The following is a 25,310-nucleotide window of genomic DNA, read 5'->3' as shown; positions in this document are numbered from 1 at the left end:
CCTTCATTGTTCGGGAGATTCCAACTCTATATCGGAGGCCGCTCAGACCTCTCCGGGCCCTGATGGCCCCGGGCCGGGTCACCGCCCGCGTGTCACGGCCCGGTCACTGGGCGTACTGCGGCAGCTTCACGGGCGTGCCCGTGGACGGCTGGACACCGTACTTGTGGAGCGTTTGGGACATCACGGAGCGGAATACGTCGGCGTTGCCGATTCCGAAGATGTCCCCTTGGGGCCTCTGGATAACGACGGCAACTACGTACCGCGGGTCCTCCATCGGCGCCATGCCGATGAGGGACGAGGTGACGCCGTCGAATCCGGGAACCCCGTCCTCGCGCGGCGCCTCCGAGGTGCCGGTCTTGGCGCCGACGCGATAGCCGTCGATGGCTGCGGGCTTGACCTCACCGGCGGTGACGTTGCTCTCGAGCATGTCCCGAACCTGCTGCGCCGTGTTTTGGCTCACCACCTGCTGGGGCGCCGCCGTCTGGAACTTCTCCGTCTGGCCGTTCGGGCCGACATAGGCGTCAATGAGCCGGGGCTGTTCCATGACGCCACCGTTGGCGATGACGCCATACGCGCGGGCCGTCTGAAGAGTGGACTGGGTCACGCCCTGGCCGAACAGGACAGTGTACTGCTGGCGTGTATCCCACTCCTGCGGCGTATGGAGGATACCCAACGCCTCGCCGGGCAGGCCGATGTCGACAGGCTGCCCGATGCCGAACTTCGTGAACCAGTCGTAGCGCTGCTGCGGCGAGAGCTCCTTGCCAGCCATGACGGTTCCCGTGTTCATCGAGTACCCCAGGATGCCCGCGAGCGTACGGTGCTCGGTGCCGTGCGTGAACGCGTCGGCGAACGTCTGGCCATCGATCGTATACGTCGGGGGAATGGTGTACTCGGAGAGCGGGTTGGCCTTGCCCTCCTGGATGAGCGACGCCATAGTGATCGTCTTCTCCACCGACCCGGGCTCGTAGGCCGCGGTCACAGCGCGCACGCCGCGGTCCTTCGCGGCGGACTTGCCCGGATCGTTCGGATCGACCGAATTGGAGTCGGCCATGGCCAGGATGTTCCCCGTCTTGGCGTCCATGACGATCGCGACGCCCCATTCCGCCTTGTACTTGTCGGCCTGCGTCTGGATGGCCTGCTGGGTGAAGTACTGCAGGTCCGAGTTGATGGTGAGCCGGACCGTCTTGCCGTCCTGCGCCGGGGTGAGCTTGTCTGTTGCGACAGGGATGCGGAGCCCGTCGGCGCCGATCTCGTACTCCCGTGAACCGTCCTGGCCCTTGAGGACGTCGTCCTGGGTCTGCTCGAGCCCTGAGAGGGCAGTGCCGTCCGAGCCGAGGAATCCGACGAAGCTGCCACCCACGGCACCGTTGGGGTAGACGCGCTGGGTCACCCCCTCGGAGAGGATGCCCGGGAAACCGATGCCCATGACGGTCGCCTCGGTGTCAGGCGTCACGTTGCGGGCCACGTAGTTGAATGGCTTGTCCCCCGTGATCGACGTGGTCACGTCGGCGACGGACTTGCCGAGGGCATTGGAGAGTTCCTGCAGCGCCTGGGTGCGGGGGATCTTGACGACCTTCTTGCTACCGTCCCCCGCGTCGACGCTCCGGTCGAGGTCGGTGAAGTCCTTGGCCGAGGCGATCCTCTGGTCGACCGTGATGTTGTACCGGACGACGCTCGAGGCGAGCACGGCGCCCTGCGAGTCGACGATCTGGCCGCGTGCGGCCGGCAGCACTGTCTTCTGCAGCCTCTTGGTCACCGCCGCCTCGGCCATTCCGCCCACGTCCAGGCCCTGGACCAGAACGAGGCGGCCGCCGATGAGGATCAGGAGCGCGAGCATGGCCACGAGGCCGAGCCTGAGCCGTCGCACACCAGTGCGTGCGTGCCGGGAGGCGCGGTCGTCGGGCCGCTCTCCCCTACGCGGGCCGGTGCGCCGTGCATCCGAACTCGTTCTTGCCACGCTTTTCCCTGCCCTTCGGATCTCGGTGCTCTGGCCTCACACTCGGCCCGCCGCGCACGAAGACCGTGGGCCGCTGTGCCTACTGGCCCGGAGCCTTCTGCGCGGGTGCCGGAATGGACCCGCCATGCAGATCGACCGCTGGCTTGTCAGCCGTCTTCGCGGCGGCGGAAGCCGCCGCGCTGGCAGCCTTCGCCTCGAGCGGATCCTTGGTCGTCGCAGCCGGCACGGCAGCAATCTGTCCCGGAACCGCGGGCGGCGCGATCGTGGCGCCCTGGGGGGTGCCCTTCTGCGCCGCCTTGGCCTCGCCGGTCACCGCGAGTGTCTTCAGGTCAATCTGTCCATTGGACGTCGAAGCGACCATTCCATATTGTGCCGCGCGGGCAGCCAGATTCTGGGGAGCCTCGTAGTTCTGCACGCGCTGTGTCAGATCCTGGTTCTGCTTCTCAAGGGTGAGCTGCTCGCTGCGGAGCTGGACCAGCTGGTACTGGCCTGTGGACACGGAGACGTTGAGCACGAGCACAGCGAGGAGTGCTGCTCCGAGCACTCCCAGGCAGAAGACCGCGAACGGCGCGCGACGGCGCAGCGGAAGCGAGCGGACCAAGGACAGAGGTGCCCGGCGCGGGGCGGGCGCCGATGACGGGCGCCCCGGGGCCGCCCTGAGGGCAGACGTGCCGGCCACGGCCGCCGTCCCCTGTGCTGCTGCGCTCATCTTCCACTCCTCGTCCTGATCCGTTGTGCCGCCCGCAGGCGCGCCGAGGCTGCGCGGGGATTCTCCGCGATCTCGGCTTCCGTCGGCGTCTCTGTTCCCTTGGTGATCGTCTTGAGTTCGGGGCGGTGTTCCTCGAGCTCCACCGGGAATCCGGGAGGCGCGCTCGAGCGGCTCCTGGACTGAAGAGCGGTCTTCACGATCCGGTCCTCGAGCGAGTGGTAGCTCATGACCACGATTCGGCCGCCCAGATGCAGGACGTCGATGGCGGCGGGCACGGCCCGTGAGAGGACGTCGAGCTCCTCGTTGACCTCGATCCGGAGCGCCTGGAACGTACGCTTGGCCGGGTGTCCCCCAGTCCTTGCCGCTGCTGCCGGCACGACGGCGCGGATCGCCTCAACGAGGCGCCCCGTCGTGGTGAACGGCTCCTTCTCGCGCTCGGCGACGATGTTCCGCGCGATCCGGCCGGCGAACTTCTCCTCGCCCCACGAGCGGATGATCCGCGTGAGGTCCTCGACACTGTAGGTGTTGACCACGTCGGCTGCCGTCATGCCACGACTCGTGTCCATGCGCATGTCGAGCGGGGCGTCGTACGAGTAGGCGAAGCCGCGCTGGCGCTCGTCGAGCTGCAGCGAGGAGACCCCGAGGTCCATGAGCACGCCGTCGGCGCCGTCGAGGCCGAGCCCCTCGAGCACCTCGGGGATTTCGTCGTAGACCGCGTGGACGAGCTTTGCGCGTGCGCCAAACGGTGCGAGCCGAGCTCCGGCGAGGGCCAGAGCCTGCTCGTCCCGGTCGATGCCCACGAGGGTCACGGTCGGGAAGCGCGTGAGAATGGCTTCGCTGTGGCCACCCATGCCGAGGGTTGCGTCGACGACGACAGGCGCCCGGCCCGCGGCCACCGCCGCCTCGACGCCGACCGAGAGGAGGTTCACGCAGCGGTCGAGGAGCACCGGAACGTGGCGTTCCGCCGTCGGCTTGATCTGCTCGTCTTCCGCCATCGTCCTCTCCTCCTCGTCTGGTTCGCCCGGTCGTGTCGGGCTCGCGTTGCTCGTGTTCCGTTCGGTGGGCTGTGCCCAGATCCCCCTCCGCGCCGGTGGGCCGCCTGGCTCCGGGGAAGGTGAGCCAGGGAGGCTTGCGAGGCGGCTGGAGATCTCGGCCAGCCAACGGGATCAGAGGATCCCGGGCAGTGCGTCGTCGTCGGTCTCCGAGAAGGAGGATTCCTTCTCGGACAGGTAGTCCTCCCATGCCTGGGCGTCCCAGATCTCTGCCCGGGTCCCTACGCCGATAACGGCCAGGTCCCGGTCCAGACCCGCATACTTGCGCAGGTTCTGGGGGATCGTCACGCGCCCCTGCTTGTCAGGCACCTCGTCGGAAGCCCCAGACAGGAAGACCCTGAGGTAGTCCCGTGCCTGACGCGAGGAGATAGGGGCTTCCCGCATCTGCTCGTGGACTCTCTCAAATTCCTTCTGGCTGAAGACGTAGATGCAGCGCTCCTGGCCCCGTGTCAGAACAAGCCCTTCGGCCAGTTCGTCGCGGTACTTCGCCGGGAGGATGAGCCGCCCCTTCTCGTCCAGACGCGGCGAATACGTACCGAGCAACATCGGTACCACCACCCGTCCGTCCGAGGCTGAACGTCCCTAGCCGCCACTTCCCTCCAACAACCCCCACTTTACTCCACTCCCCTCCCCCGTCAACGAGTACCGACACGCATGTCGCACCATCTGTACAAGAAACTCCCCCACCATTCCGCGGATTTCCGGGCCTTTCCGAACCGGTGGAGGGTGGTGGAGTGCGTTTCCAAGCCGCCAGGTTCCAGGGCGCACGACGGCGCCCTAGAGCCTTCGCGAGCCCGCTGGCGGGCGCTTCGGACGGGTTCGGACGCCGTTCGGGGAGCAAAGTGGAGGACTGCAACAAGAGTCGATCCCCGGTCAGGAAGGTGGGGTGCCGGGGACGAAGCAGGGGCCCTGAGAGAAAGCACTGGCGTGGGAAAAAGGTGGGGTGTCCGCCGCCGTAGGCCGGATGGAGACCGACAGACGACTGCGCCCGGACAGACAACTGCGCCCCGGAACCGAAGTTCCGGGGCGCAGTCAGGCCGTCAGGTGGGGTCGGGATTCATGCGCTCAAGGCATCGGCCACGCGAACGCCGAGCCGTTCCAGGCGATTGCGGGGACGCGTTCAGACGACGCGACGAGCCTCAACAGGGGCCCGGAGGCCGGGGTCAGCCCTCCTCGCGCCGGCGTTCCTCCCATTGCGCTTCAAGTCTGTGGAGGAAACCGCCGCTGCTGCGCTTCGAGCCGCCCGAGCGCAGGCGCCGCCCCGGACGCCGAAGTGTTCCGTAGTAGACACTCGCTCCCATGAGCAGGAAGCCCAGAACGCCCACGAAGATGTTCTGGATGCTCACTCCGACGAGGAGGACGAGGATGCCTACGATCACGCCCAAGACGCCCAGCACAATGTGCTTGGTCGAGAAGGTCCGCAGGGCATCGGCACCCATGGAATCAGCGAACTTCGGATCCTCTTCGTGGAGCTGCTTCTCGAGCTGCTCCAGCATCTTCTGTTCGTGCTCCGAGAGAGGCATGGCGACTCCTTCACGCATGCGGACGATGGACGGCCCATCACCTGCATCAACGCATCGAACCGGCTCCGGGTTCCATTCGCCGGACGAGCCGCTGCGACCCGCCTCAGATTGAATCCCCAGCCGACTCGCTGCTCCCAATATTCGAGGTTCCTTAAGGATATGACGTCCGGGTAGGTTCCAACAGGGAGACTCACGCGTTCGGATGTCTCAGCCCCGCGGAGGCCTCCCGTCCCGGTGACCAGCGGCCCTCCGCTCGGCGAGGAGGCGGGCCGGGCGGATCATTCCAGCCCCGAACTTCTCCGACACGCGGTCGAGGGTTTCCTCGGCAGTGCGCCAGTTGTCCTCGATGCGGTCCAGGCTCAGCTGCCGTGGAGCGCCCGCGGCACGCTCGAGCCGCTCGCCCCTAAGGCCGATGAGGCGCACTGGCATAGGCCGGCTGCCCAGCGCAGCGAGCAGTTGGCGGGCAGCCGAGTACAGATGCTGCGCGCTGTCCGTCGGCACGGTGAGGGTATGCGAGCGGGACAGCGTCGAGAAATCGGAATAGCGCAGCTTGAGGACCACGGTCGCCGCCGCGACCCCCTGCGCCCTGAGCCGTCCGGCAACGCGATGGGCGAGCCGAAGGAGCTCGGCACGGAGCGCGGCATCGTCCGTGACGTCGGCGGCGAACGTCTCCTCGGCACCGATGCTCTTCTCCTCACGCACGGGGGTCACCGCTCGTTCGTCGAGGCCCCAGCTCAGGCCCTTGGCGTGCAGACCGGGAGCGCCGAGTGAACGCTTGAGCGTCGAGTCCGGCGTGTGGGCCAGATCGGCGATCGTATGGATGCCGAGGCGCGCGAGTACCTCCTGCGTCTTGCCTCCGATCCCCCAGAGCGCACCCACGGGAAGCGCATGGAGGAATGCGACCGTGTCTTCGGGTCGAACCACCAGCAGCCCATCCGGCTTGGACCTCGCCGAGGCGATCTTCGCAACGAACTTCGTGCCGGCCACCCCCACGGACGCAGTGATCCCGAGGTCCGCCCGGATGCGTGTCTTGATCTGCGCGGCAATCTCCTCCGGAGCGGCGCCCAGCCGCCGGACGGCGCCGGATACGTCGAGGAACGCCTCGTCGACGCTGAGCGGCTCGACGAGGTCCGTGAAATCCCCGAAGACCTTCATGAGCTCCTTGGACACCTCGTAGTAGAGGTGGTGACGGGGCTCGACGACGATTGCGTCCGGGCAGCGCCGCAGCGCGATGAGCATGGGCATCGCGCTGCGGATGCCAAAGGCACGGGCTTCATAGCTCGCGGAGAGGACCACAGAGCGTTCCGCAGGGAAGCCCACGATCACGCGGCGGCCGCGGAGTTCGGGGCGTTCGCGCTGCTCGACTGCGACGAAGAACGCGTCCATGTCAACGTGCAGGATCCCCCGGCGCCTCTGGGCGTCGAGCGGCTCTCTCCGCGGCTCATCCGGCCGAGGTACATCCGGCGTCTCCACGAGTCCATCGTAGGCGGGCGGGGTCAGCGGGTCCCACTAGACTGGGCGGGACCTCAATGGGCCCACGGAAGGTACACGGAATCTCGATGGCACTCACGACCCACAGGATTCGTCGGCTTGCAGGTGCCACAGCGCTGGCTTCGGCCGCGCTCGCCATGGCTGCCTGCAGCGGCCCAACCGCAGGGTCGGGGCAGAGCACCACCCCGCCTTCGAGCTCCGCCTCGGCCTCCGCATCCTCGACCTCGCGGGCCACCGCGTCGGCATCGGCTTCGGCTAGCGGGACCGTGAGCGCGATCGCCTCGGGCTTCCCGTCGAAGACCCTGCCGCTCATGCCCGGCGCCGCCGCCCTCGCGACGAGCTTCGACGCGTCGACGACTCCCGCCGTGGCGTCCCTCGTCGCATCGAGCAGCAAGTCGTCCGCAGCCGAGATGCTCGACTACTACACCAAGGTCCTCACGGACCAGGGCTTCACGGCGGTCCCCGCCGCGAGCTCGACCGGCGCGGCGTCGGCGATGGCTTCCGCGGGTACCCTCCTGCGCGACTTCATCCGCTCCAACGGCTCGGAGACGGCAACCATCACGGTCGTGACCGCGAACGGCCAAGCCGTGGCGACGGTCAGTATCTCCGTGGCGCCATCCGCGCTGAAGTAGCCGTCCCCTTCAGCCGTCACTGAAGCAGTCGTCCCCGCCAAGGAGCAGCGTGAACCGAGTGCAGCCGGATCCCTCCGGATTCGAGGCCGAGCAGGAGACGTACCGGGAGTCGCTCGCTGGGCAGCTCGAGGGCTTCCTCGAGGGCCAGCGGGCTGCGATGGACCTCGTCTCGGCCGACGTCGCGCCGCTCATGGACGCGATCTCGGGTCTCGCCTCCGGGGGCAAGCGGCTGCGGGCCCTCCTGGGCTACTGGGGCTGGCGCGCGGCCGGCGGTGCGGTCCTCGCCGAGGAGCCGGTCCGCGCGGGAGTTGCGCTCGAGCTGTTCCAGTCCGCCGCACTCATCCACGATGACATCATCGACCGCTCGGACACCCGCAGGGGTGCGCCGAGCGTGCACGAGCGGTTCGCCGCCCTGCATGAAGCATCGGGCTGGGGCCTCGACGCGGAGCGCTTCGGCCACGCCGCCGCCATTCTGACCGGCGACCTGTGCCTCTCGTTCAGCGAGGAGGCGTTCACCGCTGTCGGCCCCGCCGCGGGGCCGGCCACGACGGCTCGCCGGATCTTCAACACCATGCGGGCCGAGGTCATGGCTGGCCAGTACCTCGACATCCTCGAGGAAGTGGCTGGCCGGACCCGTCCCCGCGAGGACGCCGTGGTCCGCGCCAGGAACGTGATCCGGTACAAGAGTGCGAAGTACTCCATGGAGCATCCTCTGGCCATCGGCGGGGCGCTCGCTGGGGCCGACGAAGCCCTGCTGGCCGCCTACTCGGCGTTCTCCCTCCCGCTTGGGGAGGCCTTCCAGCTGCGCGACGACGTGCTCGGCGTCTTCGGTGACCCCCAGACCACGGGGAAGCCGGCCGGTGACGACCTCCGCGAGGGCAAGCGGACCGTCCTCGTCGCGCTCGCTCTCGACGCGGCCGACGGCGCCGCCGGGGCAACGCTCGAAAGCGGGCTCGGGCGTGAGGACCTCGGGATCGACGACGTCGACCGGCTGCGGGACATCATCAGCACCACGGGCGCGCTCAACGCGGTGGAGGGACTCATCGACGAGCTCTCGGGCAGAGCCTTCGCGGCTCTGGCCCGGCTCCACCTCGACGTCGACGTGCGCGCCGCGCTCGAGGCCCTCGGCCTCGCGGCGGTGCGACGCGCCGCCTGACGCCAGGTGCCCGTCAGGCCAGGACTCCTACCAGGCGAGGATCTGGGCCCGCCGGCGGATCTCGGTCTTGCGGCCCTCGCGCAGTGCGTCGATGGGCCGGCCGCGCAGGGATTCATCCGGTGTGAAGAGCCACCCGATCAGCTCTTCATCGCTGAAGCCCGCATCTACTAGGACAGCAACGGTTCCTTTGAGGCTGTCCACTATGGCATTCCCGTCGAGAAATAGTGCGGGGACGGATCGGACATTCTTCTCGCCGACTCGCGCTGCAACAAGGGCGCGTTCATCCAGCAGGGCGTGCACCTTCGTGACCGTGCAGCCGAGTCGCTCCGCAACGTCCGGCAGGGGAAGCCATTCAGACACCAGATTTTCAATATCACTCACGTCACCAGCCTGCCACGGCACAGGCCTGTCCACCTAGTCCGGGGTTGCCGCTGTCTTGTGCGGGCTGGCTAATCGTGAGAGATTCACAATCGTCACTCTAGTAACATCAGTCGAAATTAATCACTCAAATCACATCATGAATCTCCGGTATCTCACCTCACACCAGTGACACCACCCCCGGCTCAAGGAGGTCGACCGATGAGCACGCCCGGCACGAACAGGTCCACTGCTGCCAAGCCCCTGCCCCTCGTTGCGGCAACAGCGGTCCTTCCCGTGGTCGCCCTTTCCTCGCTGGCACTTGCGGCACCCGCATCTGCCACGGCCCCCGCTGTGCAGCGTCAGGGCGCCATCTCGACGGCCCCCGATCGTACGGGCCAGGCCGCCGTGGTGCCCGCGGCCGAGATCGCCGCACTGGTCCCCGCACGCCTCGCGGTTCCACAGCAGGGGGGGCCCGCCCGGGGAGAATCGCTGCAGGCCGATCCGCCCGCAACTCACACCGTGCGCGCCGGAGACACCGTGACGGCGATCGCGGCCAAGTACGGCCTGGGGGTCGCCGACGTCCTTGCCCTCAACGGCCTGACCCCGTCGACGATCATCCGCCCCGGGCAGGTGATCCGACTCCTCGGTGCGCCGCCAGCGCCAGCCAGCCCCCCGTCGTCGTCCGCCTCTGCCGCCATGCAGCCGTCCCAGAGCACGACTTACACGATCCGGCCCGGGGACACGCTCTACGGCATCAGCGCGCGCCTCAGCGTACCCCTGGGCGATCTGCTCGCCGCGAACTCTCTGAGCCTCACCAGCGTCATCTACGCGGGCCGTACCCTCAAAGTACCGGTGCCCGTCGGCAGCGCCGAACCTGCCTCGAGCGTGACGCCCGCCTCGTCGGAGCCCGTCAAGCCGCTCGTCGCCGACAGCTTCATGGGGTACAAGTACCCGACGGCAACAGTCGCGTCCGCCAACGAGAACAAGAGGCTCCTGAACGCCGCCCCCGTGCCGAGCCGCGCCGAGATGAAGCAGATCATCACGGACACCGCACGCCGGATGGGAGTCGACCCAGCACTCGCTCTGGCCTTCGCGTACCAGGAGTCGGGCTTCAGCCAGCGCGCGGTCTCGCCCGCGAACGCGATCGGCGCCATGCAGCTCGTTCCGTCCTCGGGCCAGTGGGCTTCCGACCTGGTGGGGCGGACGCTCAACCTGCTCGACCCCTATGACAACGCCACGGCCGGGGTAGCGATCATCCGTGCTCTCGTCCGCACGAGCAAGGACGAGGACACCGCAATCGCCGGGTACTACCAGGGCCAGTACTCGGTCGCCAAGCATGGGCTGTACGACGACACGAAGCAGTACGTCGCCGCTGTGAAGGCCCACAAGGCCACGTTCTCCTGAGACTCGGCCTCAGGCTGCACTCAAGGCGTAGCGCTTAGGATCGTGGGGTGAATGGAAAGCTGAGCGATGCGCTCGTCGGCTCGCTCGTGGGCGGGCGGTACCACGTGGTATCGCGCCTTGCCATGGGTGGCATGGCCACTGTCTACCTTGCCACGGACACGAACCTCGACCGAGAGGTTGCCCTCAAGGTCCTGCATCCCCATCTGAGCCAGGATCCGACGTTCGCGGACCGGCTCGAGCGCGAGGCCAAAGCCGCCGCGCGGCTCTCGCACCCGCACGTCGTCTCCGTGCTCGACCGCGGACACGACGACGAGATCTTCTTCATCGTCATGGAGTATGTGCCCGGCAGGAATCTGCGGGACCTGCTCAACGAGCGCGGAGCACTTCCACCGCGCCAGGCCCTCGCGCTCATCGACGCGGTCGTGGACGGCCTCACAGCGGCCCACGCGGCCGGGCTCATCCACCGGGACATCAAGCCCGAGAATGTCCTCCTCGGGGACAAGGGGCAGATCAAGGTCGCCGACTTCGGCCTCGCGCGCGCCGTGACGACGTCGACCAACACCGGCCTCACCCTGGGCACCGTCGGGTACATCGCCCCCGAGCTGGTGCAGCGCACCGGGAGCGACGCCCGCAGCGATCTGTACTCCGTCGGAATCATGCTCTACGAGCTGCTCACGGGCCACCAGCCCTACCGCGGCGATATACCCGTGCAGGTCGCCATGCAGCATGTCACGCAGGACGTCCCGCCGCCCTCCGCGCTGGTCCCAGGGCTCTCTCCGGAGCTCGATGAGCTCGTGCAATGGACGTCGGCACGCGATCCCGAGGACCGGCCCGTCAGCTCCGAGGCCCTCCTCGACGAGATCAGGCACATCCGGACGCACCTGACAGACGCCCAGCTCGACCTGCACGCCGCCCACACGCCGGAGTCCGCACCGGATTCCGCACAGGATTCCGCACCGGATTCCGCGCAGACCCAATACATCCCTCAGCCCCCGACCGGCGTCGGCACCCAGACCGAGGCGCTGCCCGCGGGCCGCACGGAAGTGATCGGCTCGGCGTACCCGACGCAGCACACGAGCGTCATGCCGCAGCCGGAGCACGCCCCGACGGGCCGCGAGCTGCGTCGGCTTGAGCGCGAGGAGGCCAAGCAGTCAGCCGCCGCCGCAGCGACCCCGACCCGCACGCTCCTGCCCGGCAACCGCCGGCGCCGCGGTGCCGTGTGGGCGATCGTCGTCCTGCTCCTCGCCGTTCTCGCGGCGCTGGCCGGGTGGTTCTTCGGTGTGGGGCCGGGAGCGGCCGCGACCGTGCCGCCCGTCAAGGACCTAACCGTCGAGCAGGCACGCCCGCTCTTCGAGCAGGCGGGGCTCACGTTTTCGACCCGGGACGTGTTCGACGACGCCGTCACGTCCGGGCTCATCGTGGGCAGCATGCCAGCATCAGGGACCCAGATCCGCAGGTTTCAGGGAGTGGATGTCCTCGTGTCCAAAGGCCCCGAGCTCTTCCCGCTCGAGAACCTCGTCGGGGCAACGGCTGATCACGCCAAGGCGGCCATCACCGCCGCGAAGGACACAGTCGGGACCATCACGCAGACTTACAGCGACACCGTGCCCTCCGGAACCGTCGTCGCCCAGGACCCCGCGTCCGGAACGCCTCTGCGCCACGGCTCGACGGTGTCGCTGACCGTCTCCAAGGGGCCGCAGCCGATTCCCGTGCCCAAGGTCGTCGGGATGACGCAGTCCGACGCCCTCGCGGCCCTGCGCGCCGCGGGACTCGACCCGGTGGTCTCGACGGACGAGGTCAATGACAAGACCGTGCCCAAGGGGTCTGTCGCCGCGCAGGATCCGGTCGACGGCGCCACCCTCACCAAGGGGGGCAAGGTCACCCTCACCATCTCGAAGGGCCCGAAGCTCGTTCAGGTACCCGATGTCTTCGGCAAGAGCGAGAAGGAGGCGACCCAGCTGCTGCAGGCCGCCGGGTTCACCGTCAAGAGCAGCTATACCTACGGACGTCCGATCTTCGGCCTCGTCGCGGGCCAGGACAAGACGGGCGCCCAGCCGGAGGGCTCGACGATCACGATCACGGTCGCCTGAGCCCTACCGGTGCCGCGCTGGCACCACGCCCTGTCGACGTCAGTGGTGCTTGGACAAAGCCCCGGCCACCAGGAATGCCATCTCGAGCGACTGCATGTGGTTCAGCCGGGGATCGCACACGGACTCGTAGCGGTCCTCGAAGGCCGCCTCGTCGATCGGGTCGGAACCGCCCAGGCACTCGGCGACGTCGTCGCCCGTCATCTCCATGTGCAGGCCGCCCGGGACGGTGCCGAGGCCTTCGTGCACCTCGAAGAAGCCGCGGACCTCGTCCACGACATCGTCGAAGCGGCGCGTCTTGTAGCCGTTGCGGCTCGTGACCGTGTTTCCGTGCATGGGGTCCGTGACCCACAGGACCTGCGCGCCCGAGGCCGTGACCTTCTCGACGACCGGCGGCAGCTTCTCCCGGATGTTCCCGGCACCCATGCGGGTGATGAAGGTCAGGCGGCCCGCCTCGCGCTCGGGGTCGAGCTTGTCGATGAGCCGCAGCGCGTCGTCGCCGGTCGTCTTGGGGCCGAGCTTGACGCCGATCGGGTTGCGCACGCGGGAGAGGTAGTCGACATGCGCGTGGTCGAGCTCACGGGTGCGCTCACCGATCCACAGGAAGTGGGCCGACGTATCGTACGGGAGGCCCGTCCGCGAGTCGATGCGGGTGAGCGCACGCTCGTAGTCGAGCAGGAGGGCCTCGTGGCTCGCGAAGAACTCGACGCGCTTCAGGGCGTCGAAGTCGACTCCGCACGAGTCCATGAACTTGATGGCGCGGTCGATCTCACGGGCCAGCGACTCGTAGCGCGCGTGGGCCGGGTTTTCCGTGAAGCCCTTGTTCCACGTATGCACGAGCCGGAGGTCGGCGAAGCCGCCCTGCGTGAAGGCGCGGATGAGGTTCAGGGTCGACGCCGAGGTGTGGTAGGCGCGGAGCATGCGGGCTGCGTCATGCGCGCGGGTCTCGGGCGTGAACTCGTAGCCGTTGACGATGTCACCGCGGTAGGCGGGAAGCGTCACGCCGTCACGGGTCTCGGTTTCCGACGACCGCGGCTTGGCGAACTGCCCCGCCATGCGGCCCATCTTGATGACGGGTAGTTGCGCGCCGTAGGTCAGCACCACGGCCATCTGGAGGATCGTCTTCACGCGGGCGCTGATGCGGTCCGCCGTGGCGGCCTCGAAGGTCTCGGCGCAGTCGCCGCCCTGGAGGAGGAACGCGCGGCCCTGGGCTGCCGCGGCGAGGCGCTCGCGGAGCACGTCCACCTCGCCGGCGAACACGAGCGGCGGGAGGATCGACAGTTCGCTGACCGAGGCCTTGAAGACATCCGCATCGGACCACGTGGGCTGCTGCGAGATGGGCAGGGAACGCCAGTTGTCCAGACCCGGGTAGTCGGCGGCGCCGCTCTGGGCGGTGCTCGTGAATCGGCCGGCGGGCGCTACGGAAAGATCAGTCACCACCCAAGGCTAAGTCACCGCCGGGTCCTCGCGCTCATGAGTCGGCCGGTGGGCGCTCCGTGCGGCGCTGGGCGGCCTCCTCGGCGAGCCGGGCCTTGACGTCCGCGGCATACATGTTGACGTACTCCTGGGCCGAGAGCTGTTGGATCTGGCGCATGATCCGGTCGGTCACCTCGCGCTGGACGTTCCGGTCCTCGGCGCGGTCATAGAACTCCGAGAAGTCCATCGGCTGGCCGATGATGACCCCCACGCGCCGGATCGACGGCAGTCGCTGGCCGATCGGCTGGACCTTCTCCGTGCCGATCATAGCCACCGGCAGGACCGGCACGCGCGTCTCGAGGGCCAGCCGGGCAACGCCGACCTTCCCGCGGTGCAGGCGGCCATCGGGACTTCGTGTGCCCTCGGGATAGATGCCCAGGAGCCCGCCGCTGCGCAGGACGTGGGCGCCGGTCTCAAGGGACGCCGCCGAGGCCTCCCCGCCGGAGCGGTCCATGGGCAACTGGTTCGTGTAGCGGAAGAAGGCCGCCGTCAACCAGCCTTTGAGTCCGTGCCCCGTGAAGTACTCCTGTTTTGCGAGGAAGACCACGGGGCGCCGCACCATGAGCGGCAGGAAGATCGAATCGGAGAAGGAGAGGTGGTTCGAGGCGAGGATCGCGGCACCCGTCGAGGGCACGTTGGCGGTGCCCTTCGTCCACGGCCTGAAGAGCAGCTTGACGAGCGGACCGATGAAGATCTGCTTGAGGATCCAGTAGACCAAGGCGTGGCCCTTCTGCTGTATGAGGCGCTGCTGTACGGGCGCGCTTCCTCGACTCGCTCGCGCTTCCACGACTCACTGTAGTGTCACGCGGACTGCACGAGCGCACGCTTTCACCCACGCCACGCAGGATGTCGTACCGGACGCGATGCGAAGTGTCCTGCGTGCTGTCACGATGGACCCATGGAGCATATGGAAGGCGGGGTCCGTCCTCATCGGCTCGGCGTGGCGCTCTGCCACGGATTCTCGGGCTCCCCCTCGTCCGTCAAGCCTTGGGCGGACGGCCTCGCCGCACGCGGGTTCGACGTCGAGGTCCCCCTTCTTCCCGGACACGGAACCAGCTGGCGAGACCTCGAGAAGCGCCGGTGGCACGAGTGGACCGACAGCTTCTCGGCAGCCTGTGCGGCCGTCGCAGCCCGCACCGACATCCTCTTCCTCGCGGGCCTCTCGATGGGCGGGACGATCGCGCTCCACACCGCGGCGCGCCGTTCAGCAGCCGAAGGGCACGGCCCTGTGCCCCCGGTGGCGGGGATCGCCGTCGTCAATCCTGGTCTCGGCTTCTATGACCAGCGCGCGCGCTTCATCGGCGTCTACCGCCTGCTGATGCGCACCACAGGTCCGATCGACGAGGCCGACGCACCCCAGCCCGTCGGCGACGAGGGCGACTACTCGCGGACCCCCATCGCCGCTGTCCACGAGCTCAAACGCCTCTTCCATGCCACCGACCGCGTCCTGCCGCGCGTCACCGTGCCCCTGATCGCGTTCAAGTCCGACGTCGACCCGGTCGTCCCGCCGTCGTCGCTCGCCCGGATCGTGGGCCGGGTCTCGAGCCCGGAGGTCCAGGTGGTTCCCCTCCACGGCAGCCCCCACGTCGCCACACGCGGACCCGAAGCCCGGCTGATCATCGACCGCACGGCCGACACGTTCGACCGCTGGGCCGAGCACGCCGCGCTGCATACGGGGATCGGGGCCTGACAGACGCGCCCGAACCTCGTGGCGTGAGGGCGGAGGCCAGCTCTCGGTGCATAATTCATGCCATGGACACCCCTCCGACAGTCGGGGTCGCGCTGAGCCACGGCTTCACGGGCGAGCTCGCAGGAATCGTGCCGTGGGCCACTGCGCTCCGCGAGGCCGGATTCCGCGTCTCGACCCCCCTTCTGCCCGGCCATGGCACGTCGGTCGAGGATCTCGCCCGTATCCCGTGGCGCGTCTGGTACGAAGCGTACGAGGCCGCCTACCTCGAGCTCGCACGCGACTGCGACACGGTGGTCGCGGCAGGCCTGTCGATGGGCGGTGCCCTGGCCCTGCGGCTTGCCGCACACCGGCCCGTCGCCGCGGTCACGGTGGTCAACCCCGCACTCGTCGTGGACGATCCCCGCTCCCATGTCTCGGCCGTGATGCGCTACGTCGTCAAGACCGTGCCGGGCATCCACAACGACATCAAGAGACCCGGTCAGGACGAGGGCGGGTATGACATCGTCCCGGTCGCGGCCGCGCACCAGATGAAGCTCCTCTTCCGCGATACCGTGGAGGCCCTCCCCCGGGCCGTCGCGCCCCTCCAGGTCTTCCGCTCGACGGTGGACCACGTGGTCACGAGCGAGCGGAGCCTCGGGGCCATTCTGGGCCGGTACGGCGGAACGGACATCCGCCTGGTCCGGCTCACTGACAGCTACCATGTCGCGACGCTCGACAACGACGCGGAGACGATCTTCACGCGGTCGGCCGCCTTCATCCGCGAGACCATCGGCACTGCGACGCACGCGGACGCACCTGTCGAAGGCACCCGGCCCACCGACGGAGCGGAGTCCGCCGCATGAGCGGTCATCCGGATCCTGACGGCCACGACGCCGCACCCGACGACGACGCGTGGCGCGACCTTGTCGCGCGCCTCGGCGGTGGGCCGTCCGGCGACGAAGGCGGGGGGCCTGCACCGCGCGAACCATCCGCGGCCGAGCGCGCCGCCGCGGGCGCCCCGCCGCGCGGGCACAGGCCCCGCAGTGGGCTCATCCACCCCGACGCGCCCAGCAACGTCGAACCCACGGATGGTGATCCCGGCGCTCTCGGGGACGACGGCGCCGGCTTCTCGCGCTTCGACCCGCTCGGAATCTCCGGGGGCCGGTCCGAATCCTCGGGGAGCGGAGTGTCGGGCCGAGGACCGGCCGGCGATGAGCACGACGGCCTGCCCGGCGACTTCGTCCCCGACGAGCCGGAGCCCGTGCTCGCGGGCGCGGACCCGGTCTCGGTGCTTGCGTGGTCTGGGGCGCTGGGCGGCCCCGTGGCCCTACTCGTCTGCGCGCTCGTGTGGCGCGGCGTGCCGGGCTTCGTGATCGTGCTCCTCGTGGCAGCCTTCATCGCTGGGGTCGGAACGCTGATCATGCGCCTCCCCCGGAACAAGGACGACGACGGCGACGACGGCGCCCGGATCTAGCCGAGCACACCGAACGGATCCGACGCGTCAGTGCGCCCAACCGCGCGAGCGCAGGTGAACGCGTGAGAGGTCGGCGGCGCCGATAAGGCCGGCTTCGGGGCCAAGATCCGCCCGCACGATCCGCGCCGGGGGGCGGAAGCCGCGGCCCGTCAGGTTTCTCGCGAACGCCCGTCTCGCCGGAGCCAAGAGCAGTTCCCCGGCATCGCACAGTCCGCCGCCGATCACGAAGGTGCCCGGATCCAGCGCGGCCGCGAGGTTCGCAAGCCCCAGGCCGAGCCACTCGCCTACGTCTTCGAGGAGCTCCTGTGAGGCGGCGTCGCCCTCCCGGGCCAGCTCGGTGACGATCGCTCCCGTGATGCGCTCCGGATCGCGGTCGACGGCGCGCAGCAGCTCCTGCGCGACCGGCGAGTTCGCGCGGGCGAGCTCCCGCGCCTCGCGCCCGAGGGCGTTGCCGGATGCGTACTGCTCCCAGCAGCCGCGGTTCCCGCATTCGCACCGGTGACCGCCGGGCATGATGATCTGGTGGCCGAACTCGCCGGCCACGCCGTAGCGTCCCCGCTCGAGACGGCCGGACATCACCATGGCCCCGCCGATCCCCGTGCCGAGCGTGATGCACACGAGCCGGCTCTCGTGTTTCCCCGCGCCGAAGCGCCACTCCGCCCATGCGGCGGCGTCGGCGTCGTTCGAGAGGTAGATCCGGCGGCGGAGGAGCTTCTCGAGGTTCTCCCGGAGCGGCTCGTTGCGCCAGGCGAGGTGCGGGCTGAAGAGCACCGTCCCGCCGTCGAGGTCCATCCAGCCGGCCGCGCCGATGCCCACGGAGGTGATCCGGTGGTGCGCGCTGAGCTCCTCGACGAGCTCGGCGATCACGCGTTCGACCTCGCGGGGACGTGTGCCCGGCGTCGCGCGGCGGGCGCGTCGCAGCACCCGTCCTTCGGCATCGACGACGCCCGCAGCGACCTTCGTTCCGCCGATGTCGATGCCTATCGCGAGGCCCCTGCGCCTCAGCCTCGGGTCCTGCTGTCTGAACGTCGGGGCCAAGCGGGGTCTGCGCACGCTGGCCATTCTAATGGGGCGACGCCGCGGAGCCGTGTGGCGCAACGCTGCCGCTCGGGCTATTGTTACTCGCCAGTAGGATTATGCGTGATCCAAGGCACACCCGGAATGTGGGGCTTGGATATGGTTAAGCCATCTCCCGCGCACCGGGAGATACCGAAGGAGAAATCGTGCGCGAAAAGATCGTCCCGCCCCTTGTCCCCACCCCCGTGTCGCACAACACCACGGACTTCGTCATCGAACAGGCCGAGAAGCCGTCGAACCCCGTGCTGTTCGCCAAGCGGGATGCCGCCGGCGCGTGGCAGGACATCACCGCCAAGGAGTTCCGCGCCGATGTCGAACGGATCGCCAAGGGACTCATCGCCGAAGGAGTCGGTCTAGGAGACCGCGTCGGCATCATGGCACGCACGTGCTACGAGTGGACGCTCATCGACTTCGCCATCTGGTTCGCGGGGGCGGTCTCCGTGCCGATCTACGAGACCTCATCGCCGAGCCAGATCGCCTGGAACCTGGGCAACTCGGGCGCAATGGCAGCCTTCGGCGAGACGCCGCACCACGAGGATGCTGTCCGCCAGGCCGTGGAGTCCGAGGGCCTCAGCGGGATGAAGCACGTGTGGCAGATGTCCGCCGCCGGCCTCGACGCCCTGCGCGCCGCGGGAAAGAGCGTCTCGGACGAGGAGCTCGAGGCGCGCCGATCGGCCGCGACCCTCGACTCGACGGCGACGATCATCTACACCTCCGGCACGCTTGGACGGCCCAAGGGATGCGAGCTGACGCATGGGAACTTCGTCGCGCTCTCGGAGAATGCGGCGACGGCGCTCGGCGAGGTCGTCGAGCCGGGTGCGAAGACGATCCTCTTCCTCCCCCTGGCCCACGTCTTCGCCCGCTTCATCGAAGTGCTCGCGGTGGCGGCCGGTGTCCAGATGGCGCATACGCCGGACGTCAAGAACCTCTTGGCCGATCTGCAGAGCTTCGAGCCCACGTTCATCCTCGTCGTGCCCCGCGTGTTCGAGAAGGTCTACAATTCCGCCCTGACCAAGGCCGAGGACGGCGGCAAGGGCAAGATCTTCCGCCGCGCCGCGGACCTTGCGATCGCCTGGTCGAAGGCGCATGAAGACGGCGGCCATCCGCCGCTCGGCCTCCGCCTCCAGCACGCGCTGTTCGACCTCCTCGTGTACAGGAAGCTTCGCGCCGCCATGGGCGGCCACGTCAAGTACGCCGTCTCGGGCGGCGGTCCGCTCGGCGAGCGGCTCGGGCACTTCTTCCACGGCATCGGGCTGCTCGTCCTTGAGGGCTACGGGCTCACAGAGACGACAGCGCCCATCTCGGTCAACACCCCCTCGCTTATCAAGATCGGCACCGTGGGCGCCCCCCTGCCGGGGAACGCGGTGCGAATCGCCGATGACGGCGAGATCCTGGCCAAGGGCGTGTGCGTCATGCGCGGCTACTACAACCTGCCCGAGCTCCAGGCCCAGACGTTCACGGACGGCTGGTTCCACACAGGAGACATCGGCGAGCTCGACGCCGACGGCTATCTGCGCATCACCGGACGCAAGAAGGACATCATCGTCACGGCTGGCGGCAAGAACGTTGCGCCCGCGCCGCTCGAGGACCAGATCCGGGCCGACGCGCTCGTCTCGCAGGTCGTCGTCGTGGGCGAGAACCGCCCGTTCATCGCGGCGCTTGTCACCCTTGACGAGGAGGCCCTCCCCGGCTGGCTTGATCGCCATGGCTTGCCGAAGGGCACGAGCATGGAGGAGGCAGCGACGAACCCGACGGTCCTCGCGCATGTGCAGACGCTCATCGACCACGCCAACACTGCGGTCTCCAAGGCTGAGGCCATCAAGGCGTTCCGCGTGGTCCCCATGGACTTCACCGAGGCCTCGGGGCACCTCACGCCGTCCCTCAAGGTCAAGCGGGCCCAAATCATGAGTGACTTCGGGGACTACGTCGAGGGGATCTACTCCACGCCCAAGCCGAGCAAGGTCTGACGCCGGCACGAACAGCAGAGGCCCGCGGTCCGGGAAGGGACCGCGGGCCTTTCGCGTCACCCCGGAGTCTTGCGAGCGATCAGTCCTCGGTCAGCTCGTCCACGACGAGCGCAGCGAGCTCGACGGCGGCCGCGCGCGTGGCGCCGCGCAGCTTCGCGAACTCGATCTGTGATCCCTCGGCCAAGTGCCGGTCGTGCGGAATCCTCACGACGTGCCGGACCCGGGAGCGGAAGTGGTCCTCGATCTCGTCGACGTCGACCCTTGTCCCGTCACCCGCCGCCAGGTTGATCGCAACGATCGCCTTGCGCACCAGGTCGTCGCGCCCGTGCGCCTCAAGCCACGAGAGCGTCTCAGAGGCGAGCCGCGCCTCGTCGACGCTTCCCCCGGAGACCAGCACGACGGCGTCGGCCTTCTCCAGCGTGCCCTGCATGACCGAGTGCACCATGCCGGTGCCTGAATCAGTCAGGACGATCGAGTAGTACCTGCCGAGGATGTCCGTGACCGCGCGGTAGTCGGCGTCGTTGAACGCGTGCGCGACCATCGGATCCGCATCCGAGGCGAGCACATCGAGCCGCGAGCCCTCTCGGGCGGTGTAGGTGGAGAGCTGCGCGAAGGAGTTCACGTCGAAGCGATCCTTGACGAGCTGACGCGCCGTCTGCGAGGCACGCCCGGGGTTGCGGTCGGAGAGAGTGCCGCGGTCCGGGTTGGCGTCCATCGCGATGACGCGGTCCTCGCGCAGGTCGGCGAGCGCCATGCCCAGCAGGGTGGTCACGGTCGTCTTGCCGACGCCGCCCTTGCGGGACAGCACGGGCACGTACCGCGTGCGGTCGCCAAGGCGGACGGCGATGCGGTGCTCGAGGGCCCGCTGGGTCCTGACGGCGTCGGAGTCGCCCAGGTTCACGTAGCCGAACGTCGTGAAGTAGAGCCATCGCCGCCACCCGCTCACGGGCGGGGCCGCGGTCTTCTCGACGAGCCTGTCCGAGGTCAGCGACGTGGCAGGCTCGGGACCTTCGGCGCGAGCCCGACGCTCGCTCAGGGCTGGCGCCGGCTCGTCGTCGGCAACGGCCTCGGACACAGGCTCAGAGCCGCGCGGCTGATACCCGGGCTCGATCTCGGTGGTCGGCGCGAACACTTCGAGCGGCACTTCCGTCGGCTCCGGCACGCTACTGGCGGCCTCCGGTGCATCTCCCGCCGGTGCCGCAAGAGGATGGCTCGCGAGCCATCCCGCCGGGGGCTGCGACGGTGCCGGCGGCACCGCGTTGAGGTCGACGGGAACGCTCAAGGAGGTGAGCGCCGAAAGCGAGTCTGCGCTCGTGCGGTCCTGCGCATCGGTCACCGTGACGACGTCGATGGGCGAGGATTCAACGCGGTCGACGGCGGGCTGCGCCGCGGCGTCGTTCCCGTCGCCCTCCACCGTGGGCGCCCCGTCTGCGTGCGCGTCCACATCCTCTGCGCTCGCCGGCGTTGACGCTGCAGCCGCCTCGTCGGTACCGTCCGGTGCGGCCTGCGCCGCGCTGCGGCGCGGTCCCGGCGTGGGCTTGGTCTCCTCGGTCATCGGCTCCCGTTCGCGTCGTCGGTACGAGGCGCAGCGGCACGCCGCCTCCCTCGATCGCGCTCAGTCTAGCCGTCGGCCCGGCAGCAGGCCCGAATTTCGGGGCTTGCTGCCGGGCCGATCTGACAGGATCGAACGGCTACTCGGCGCCGACGACGAGCAGGAGATCGCCACCCTGTACCTGGGAGACACCGCTCACGACGACGCGTCCCACCTTGCCCGAGATGGGCGAGGTGATCGCAGCCTCCATCTTCATGGCTTCGATGGTCGCGACCGAGTCGCCGGCCTGGATGAGGTCGCCTTCCCTCGCCGTGACGGTGACCGCGCCGGCGAACGGGGCGGCCACGTGGCCGGGGTTCGTCGCATCGGCCTTCTCCGCCTGCTTGACGTTGCTCTGGACGGAGCGGTCCCGCACGGCGACGGGCCGCGACTGGCCGTTGAGCGTCGCGATGACCGTACGCAGGCCCTTCTCGTCCGGCTCGGAGATGGCCTCGAGCTGCGCGATGAGGCGCACGCCCTTCTCGAGCTCGATGACATGCTCCTGGCCGCGCTGGAGGCCGTAGAGGTAGTCGCGCGTGTCGAGCACTGCGAGGTTGCCGTAGCTCTCGCGGCTGGCGAGGTAGTCCTTGGTCGGACCGGGGAACAGCAGCCGGTTGAGGGTCGCTCTGCGAGTCGCCGAATCGCCCTCGAGCGCCGCGGAGTCCTCGGACGAGAGGGTCTCCTCACGAACCTTGACCGTGCGGCCCTGGAGCGCCTTGGTGCGGAACGGCTCGGGCCAGCCCCCGGGCGGGTCGCCCAGCTCGCCGCTGAGGAAGCCGATGACCGACTCGGGGATGTCGAACTTCTGCGGGTTCTCCTGGAACTCGGCCGGATCGGCGCCGAGGCCCACGAGGTGCAGGGCGAGGTCTCCGACCACCTTGGAGGAGGGCGTGACCTTGACGAGACGCCCGAGGATGCGGTCGGCGGCCGCGTACATGTCCTCGATCGCCTCGAATCGCTCGGCGAGGCCCAGAGCCATGGCCTGCTGGCGCAGATTGGAGAGCTGGCCGCCCGGAATCTCGTGCAGGTAGACACGTCCCGTGGGGCCCGGAAGGCCGGACTCGAACGGCGCGTAGACGCGTCGCACGGCCTCCCAGTACGGCTCGAGGGCACTCACGTTCTTCAGCGAGACACCCGTGTCCCTCGGCGTGTGGGCGAGGTCGGCGACGAGCGCCGAGGCCGAGGGCTGGCTCGTCGTGCCAGCGAGGGCCGCAGAGGCGACGTCGACGGCGTCGACCCCTGCGTCGACGGCGGCAAGCAGCGTCGCGAGCTGGCCGCCCGCCGTGTCGTGCGTGTGCAGGTGGACCGGGAGGTCGAACCGCTCGCGCAGGGCCGTCACGAGCTTCGCAGCCGCGGCCGGGCGGAGGAGCCCGGCCATGTCCTTGATCGCGAGGATGTGGGCACCGGCGTCGACGATCTTCTGCGCGAGGCCGAGGTAGTAGTCGAGCGTGTAGAGCTCCTCGGCCGGGTCGAGCAGGTCGCCCGTGTAGCAGAGGGCCACCTCGGCCACGGCCGTCCCGGTCTCGCGGACGGCCTTGATGGCGGGAGCCATCTGGTTCACGTCGTTGAGCGCGTCGAAGATCCGGAAGATGTCGATGCCGGTGGCGGCAGCCTCCTTGACGAAGGCGACCGTGACCTCCTCCGGGTACGGGGTGTAGCCCACCGTGTTGCGGCCGCGCAGGAGCATCTGGAGGCAGATGTTCGGGATCGCCTTGCGGAGCGCGGCGAGGCGCTGCCACGGGTCCTCGCCGAGGAAGCGCAGCGCGACGTCGTAGGTCGCACCACCCCATGCCTCGACCGAGAGGAGCTCAGGGGTCAGGACCGAGACGGCCGGCCCGGCGGCAACAAGGTCGCGGGTGCGCACGCGGGTTGCGAGGAGCGACTGGTGCGCGTCGCGGAACGTCGTGTCCGTCACGGCGACGGCGTTCTGCTCGCGCAGGGCCTTCGCGAAGCCCTCCGGACCGAGTTCGAGCAGGCGCTGGCGTGAGCCGGCGGGTGCGTCGTCCAGATCGGCCTTCGGCAGCTTGGCGCGCGGGTCGGCGTGGACCTTGAGCTCGCCGTTCGGCTTGTTGACCGTCACCTCCGCGAGCCACGTGAGCAGCTTGGTCCCCCGGTCTGCGGACGAGCGTGCCTTGAGCAGCTCGGGCCGCTCGTCGATGAACGATGTCGCCACGTTGCCGGCCACGAAGTCCTCGTCGTCGAGCACGGCCTGGAGGAACGGGATGTTCGTGGAGACACCGCGGATGCGGAACTCCGCGAGGGCGCGGCGGGCACGCTTGACGGCCGTCGCGTAGTCGCGGCCGCGGCATGTGAGCTTGACGAGCATCGAGTCGAAGTGCGGGCTGATCTCGGCGCCCTGGTAGATCGTGCCGCCGTCGAGCCGCACGCCTGCGCCGCCCGCCGACCGGTAGCCGGTGATCTTGCCGACATCGGGACGGAAGCCGTTGGCCGGGTCCTCGGTGGTGATCCGGCACTGGAGCGCGGCACCCTTGAGGTGGATCTTGTCCTGCGTGAGCCCGAGGTCCTCAAGGGTCTCTCCAGCGGCGATGCGCAGCTGTGCCTGGACGAGGTCGACGTCGGTGACCTCTTCGGTGACCGTGTGCTCAACCTGGATGCGCGGGTTCATCTCGATGAACACGTGCTGGCCCGCGCGTTCGCCCACGGTGTCGACGAGGAACTCGACGGTGCCGGCGTTGACGTAGCCGAGGGCCTTGGCGAACTTGATCGCGTCCGAGTAGAGGGCCTGGCGGATGGACTCGTCCAGCTGCGGGGCCGGAGCGATCTCGACGACCTTCTGGTGGCGGCGCTGGAGCGAGCAGTCGCGCTCGAACAGGTGGACCACGTTGCCCTCGGCGTCGGCGAGCACCTGAACCTCGATGTGGCGCGGGCGCAGCACGGCCTGCTCGAGGAACATGGTCGGGTCGCCGAAGGCGGCGTCGGCCTCGCGCATCGCGGCGCTGAGGGCCTCGGGAAGGGCCTCGCGGGTGTCGACGCGGCGCATTCCGCGCCCGCCACCGCCGGCCACAGCCTTGACGAAGATCGGGAAGCCGATCGAGTCCGCCGCGGCGATGAGCTCCTCGGTATCGGAGCTCGGCGCCGAGGAGTTCAGGACCGGGATGCCGGCCTTGCGGGCGGCTGCGAGCGCATGGACCTTGTGGCCGGCGAGCTCGAGGACGTCAGCAGGCGGACCGACGAAAGTGATACCCGCAGTGGCGGCGGCCTTGGCCAGCTCGGGGTTCTCCGAGAGGAAGCCGTAGCCGGGGTAGATCGCATCCGCGCCGGCTTCCTTGGCGACGCGGACAATCTCGTCCACGTCGAGGTAGGCACGGACCGGATGGCCCTCCTCACCGATGAGGTAGGCCTCGTCCGCCTTCTGGCGGTGGATCGAATTGCGGTCTTCATGCGGGAACACCGCGACCGTCTTGGCACCGAGCTCGTAGCCCGCACGGAACGCGCGGATGGCAATCTCACCGCGGTTCGCTACCAGAATCTTGGAGAACATGGGACTCCTGTTGTCGCAACGCAGGACTGACTAGGTGGTGCCTAGTGTCTATGGGCCAAAACTACCAAGGCAACGGCCAGTGTCCTGAATCACGGACGTAACGTCTCGCCTCGTGGGACCCGGAGGGGTCCGCGGCGTGTCGGGTCTTCGGTACTGCGGCAGATTAGGATGGGAGACGTCGGC

General features: G+C 68.9%; 20 protein-coding genes. 8 read left to right on the top strand and 12 right to left on the bottom strand.

Annotation, left to right across the window (positions count from 1 at the left end; genetic code table 11):
* Positions 1-103: 103 nt before the first annotated feature.
* The 6 genes from AB5L97_RS08230 to dinB form a co-directional block, all read right to left on the bottom strand.
* On the bottom strand, positions 104-1,867 hold the full coding sequence (locus AB5L97_RS08230; RefSeq protein WP_369047390.1) for a peptidoglycan D,D-transpeptidase FtsI family protein: 1,764 nt from the start codon (positions 1,865-1,867) through the stop codon (positions 104-106).
* 169 nt (positions 1,868-2,036) lie between these two features.
* Positions 2,037-2,666 carry a hypothetical protein gene (locus AB5L97_RS08225; protein WP_369047148.1) on the bottom strand — a complete coding sequence of 210 codons (630 nt, stop codon included), beginning with the start codon at positions 2,664-2,666 and terminating at the stop codon, positions 2,037-2,039.
* Positions 2,663-3,661: a 16S rRNA (cytosine(1402)-N(4))-methyltransferase RsmH gene (gene rsmH / locus AB5L97_RS08220; protein ID WP_369047147.1), complete on the bottom strand. Its 999-nt coding sequence runs from the start codon at positions 3,659-3,661 to the stop codon at positions 2,663-2,665. The genes AB5L97_RS08225 and rsmH overlap by 4 nt, the downstream gene beginning before the upstream one ends.
* A 171-nt stretch (positions 3,662-3,832) precedes the next feature.
* The gene (gene mraZ, locus AB5L97_RS08215; protein WP_307956618.1) at positions 3,833-4,264 is read right to left on the bottom strand and encodes a division/cell wall cluster transcriptional repressor MraZ; all 432 of its coding nucleotides are present in this window, start codon (positions 4,262-4,264) and stop codon (positions 3,833-3,835) included.
* 617 nt (positions 4,265-4,881) lie between these two features.
* Positions 4,882-5,241: a DUF3040 domain-containing protein gene (locus AB5L97_RS08210; protein ID WP_369047146.1), complete on the bottom strand. Its 360-nt coding sequence runs from the start codon at positions 5,239-5,241 to the stop codon at positions 4,882-4,884.
* A 207-nt stretch (positions 5,242-5,448) separates the two neighbouring features.
* Positions 5,449-6,714 carry a DNA polymerase IV gene (dinB, locus tag AB5L97_RS08205; RefSeq protein WP_369047145.1) on the bottom strand — a complete coding sequence of 422 codons (1,266 nt, stop codon included), beginning with the start codon at positions 6,712-6,714 and terminating at the stop codon, positions 5,449-5,451.
* 86 nt (positions 6,715-6,800) lie between these two features.
* On the opposite strand from dinB, the gene AB5L97_RS08200 reads away from it, so the two are divergent.
* The gene (locus AB5L97_RS08200) at positions 6,801-7,364 is read left to right on the top strand and encodes a hypothetical protein (protein ID WP_369047144.1); all 564 of its coding nucleotides are present in this window, start codon (positions 6,801-6,803) and stop codon (positions 7,362-7,364) included.
* 49 nt (positions 7,365-7,413) lie between these two features.
* Positions 7,414-8,520, top strand: a complete 1,107-nt coding sequence (locus AB5L97_RS08195) for a polyprenyl synthetase family protein (RefSeq protein WP_423246833.1) — start codon at positions 7,414-7,416, stop codon at positions 8,518-8,520.
* Between the two features lie 27 nt (positions 8,521-8,547).
* On the opposite strand, the gene AB5L97_RS08190 is transcribed toward AB5L97_RS08195, so the two are convergent.
* The gene (locus AB5L97_RS08190) at positions 8,548-8,901 is read right to left on the bottom strand and encodes an Rv2175c family DNA-binding protein (protein ID WP_307956740.1); all 354 of its coding nucleotides are present in this window, start codon (positions 8,899-8,901) and stop codon (positions 8,548-8,550) included.
* A 198-nt stretch (positions 8,902-9,099) separates the two neighbouring features.
* Here AB5L97_RS08190 and AB5L97_RS08185 point away from each other — a divergent pair, with 198 nt between their 5' ends.
* Both AB5L97_RS08185 and pknB read left to right on the top strand, forming a co-directional pair.
* Positions 9,100-10,284: a LysM peptidoglycan-binding domain-containing protein gene (locus AB5L97_RS08185; RefSeq protein WP_369047143.1), complete on the top strand. Its 1,185-nt coding sequence runs from the start codon at positions 9,100-9,102 to the stop codon at positions 10,282-10,284.
* A gap of 47 nt (positions 10,285-10,331) precedes the next feature.
* A complete protein-coding gene (pknB, locus tag AB5L97_RS08180; RefSeq protein WP_369047142.1) occupies positions 10,332-12,374 on the top strand; it encodes a Stk1 family PASTA domain-containing Ser/Thr kinase in 2,043 nt (680 codons plus the stop codon).
* A gap of 39 nt (positions 12,375-12,413) precedes the next feature.
* Here the strand turns inward: pknB and AB5L97_RS08175 are convergent, their stop codons facing one another.
* Positions 12,414-13,811, bottom strand: a complete 1,398-nt coding sequence (locus AB5L97_RS08175) for a class II 3-deoxy-7-phosphoheptulonate synthase (protein ID WP_369047141.1) — start codon at positions 13,809-13,811, stop codon at positions 12,414-12,416.
* Positions 13,812-13,842: 31 nt separating this feature from the next.
* Positions 13,843-14,565, bottom strand: a complete 723-nt coding sequence (locus tag AB5L97_RS08170) for a lysophospholipid acyltransferase family protein (RefSeq protein ID WP_307956624.1) — start codon at positions 14,563-14,565, stop codon at positions 13,843-13,845.
* Positions 14,566-14,745: 180 nt separating this feature from the next.
* Here AB5L97_RS08170 and AB5L97_RS08165 point away from each other — a divergent pair, with 180 nt between their 5' ends.
* The 3 genes from AB5L97_RS08165 to AB5L97_RS08155 all read left to right on the top strand — a co-directional run bounded on the left by AB5L97_RS08165 (position 14,746) and on the right by AB5L97_RS08155 (position 16,990).
* Positions 14,746-15,537, top strand: a complete 792-nt coding sequence (locus AB5L97_RS08165) for an alpha/beta hydrolase (protein WP_369047140.1) — start codon at positions 14,746-14,748, stop codon at positions 15,535-15,537.
* A gap of 62 nt (positions 15,538-15,599) precedes the next feature.
* Positions 15,600-16,379, top strand: a complete 780-nt coding sequence (locus tag AB5L97_RS08160; RefSeq protein ID WP_369047139.1) for an alpha/beta hydrolase — start codon at positions 15,600-15,602, stop codon at positions 16,377-16,379.
* The gene (locus AB5L97_RS08155; protein ID WP_307956627.1) at positions 16,376-16,990 is read left to right on the top strand and encodes a hypothetical protein; all 615 of its coding nucleotides are present in this window, start codon (positions 16,376-16,378) and stop codon (positions 16,988-16,990) included. Before AB5L97_RS08160 ends, AB5L97_RS08155 begins: the two co-directional genes overlap by 4 nt.
* Positions 16,991-17,017: 27 nt before the next feature.
* Here AB5L97_RS08155 and AB5L97_RS08150 read toward each other — a convergent pair whose 3' ends face one another.
* Entirely contained in the window at positions 17,018-18,052 is a 1,035-nt protein-coding gene (locus AB5L97_RS08150) for an ROK family glucokinase (RefSeq protein WP_374049234.1), read from the bottom strand.
* 161 nt (positions 18,053-18,213) lie between these two features.
* On the opposite strand from AB5L97_RS08150, the gene AB5L97_RS08145 reads away from it, so the two are divergent.
* Complete coding sequence (locus tag AB5L97_RS08145) at positions 18,214-20,034, top strand: AMP-dependent synthetase/ligase (protein WP_369047138.1); 1,821 nt, start codon at positions 18,214-18,216, stop codon at positions 20,032-20,034.
* 79 nt (positions 20,035-20,113) lie between these two features.
* Here the strand turns inward: AB5L97_RS08145 and AB5L97_RS08140 are convergent, their stop codons facing one another.
* Both AB5L97_RS08140 and AB5L97_RS08135 read right to left on the bottom strand, forming a co-directional pair.
* On the bottom strand, positions 20,114-21,589 hold the full coding sequence (locus AB5L97_RS08140) for a hypothetical protein (protein ID WP_307956630.1): 1,476 nt from the start codon (positions 21,587-21,589) through the stop codon (positions 20,114-20,116).
* A 136-nt stretch (positions 21,590-21,725) separates the two neighbouring features.
* Positions 21,726-25,127 (bottom strand): pyruvate carboxylase, encoded by a 3,402-nt coding sequence (locus tag AB5L97_RS08135; RefSeq protein WP_369047137.1) that lies wholly within the window; start codon positions 25,125-25,127, stop codon positions 21,726-21,728.
* Between the last annotated feature and the right edge of the window lie 183 nt (positions 25,128-25,310).

It is taken from the genome of Sinomonas sp. P10A9 (genome assembly GCF_041022165.1).
Classification (GTDB): domain Bacteria; phylum Actinomycetota; class Actinomycetes; order Actinomycetales; family Micrococcaceae; genus Sinomonas; species Sinomonas puerhi.
This window is presented reverse-complemented; position numbering and strand designations above follow the sequence as displayed.

What these genes read in the sequence shown, in the direction of transcription:
- AB5L97_RS08135 (WP_369047137.1), bottom strand. Translation starts at nt 25,127, where the DNA reads ATGTTCTCCAAGATTCTGGTAGCGAACCGCGGTGAGATTGCCATCCGC.
- AB5L97_RS08200 (WP_369047144.1), top strand. Translation starts at nt 6,801, where the DNA reads ATGGCACTCACGACCCACAGGATTCGTCGGCTTGCAGGTGCCACAGCG.
- AB5L97_RS08225 (WP_369047148.1), bottom strand. Translation starts at nt 2,666, where the DNA reads ATGAGCGCAGCAGCACAGGGGACGGCGGCCGTGGCCGGCACGTCTGCC.
- AB5L97_RS08160 (WP_369047139.1), top strand. Translation starts at nt 15,600, where the DNA reads ATGGACACCCCTCCGACAGTCGGGGTCGCGCTGAGCCACGGCTTCACG.
- AB5L97_RS08155 (WP_307956627.1), top strand. Translation starts at nt 16,376, where the DNA reads ATGAGCGGTCATCCGGATCCTGACGGCCACGACGCCGCACCCGACGAC.
- AB5L97_RS08210 (WP_369047146.1), bottom strand. Translation starts at nt 5,241, where the DNA reads ATGCCTCTCTCGGAGCACGAACAGAAGATGCTGGAGCAGCTCGAGAAG.
- AB5L97_RS08140 (WP_307956630.1), bottom strand. Translation starts at nt 21,589, where the DNA reads ATGACCGAGGAGACCAAGCCCACGCCGGGACCGCGCCGCAGCGCGGCG.
- rsmH (WP_369047147.1), bottom strand. Translation starts at nt 3,661, where the DNA reads ATGGCGGAAGACGAGCAGATCAAGCCGACGGCGGAACGCCACGTTCCG.
- AB5L97_RS08185 (WP_369047143.1), top strand. Translation starts at nt 9,100, where the DNA reads ATGAGCACGCCCGGCACGAACAGGTCCACTGCTGCCAAGCCCCTGCCC.
- mraZ (WP_307956618.1), bottom strand. Translation starts at nt 4,264, where the DNA reads ATGTTGCTCGGTACGTATTCGCCGCGTCTGGACGAGAAGGGGCGGCTC.
- AB5L97_RS08150 (WP_374049234.1), bottom strand. Translation starts at nt 18,052, where the DNA reads ATGGCCAGCGTGCGCAGACCCCGCTTGGCCCCGACGTTCAGACAGCAG.
- AB5L97_RS08165 (WP_369047140.1), top strand. Translation starts at nt 14,746, where the DNA reads ATGGAGCATATGGAAGGCGGGGTCCGTCCTCATCGGCTCGGCGTGGCG.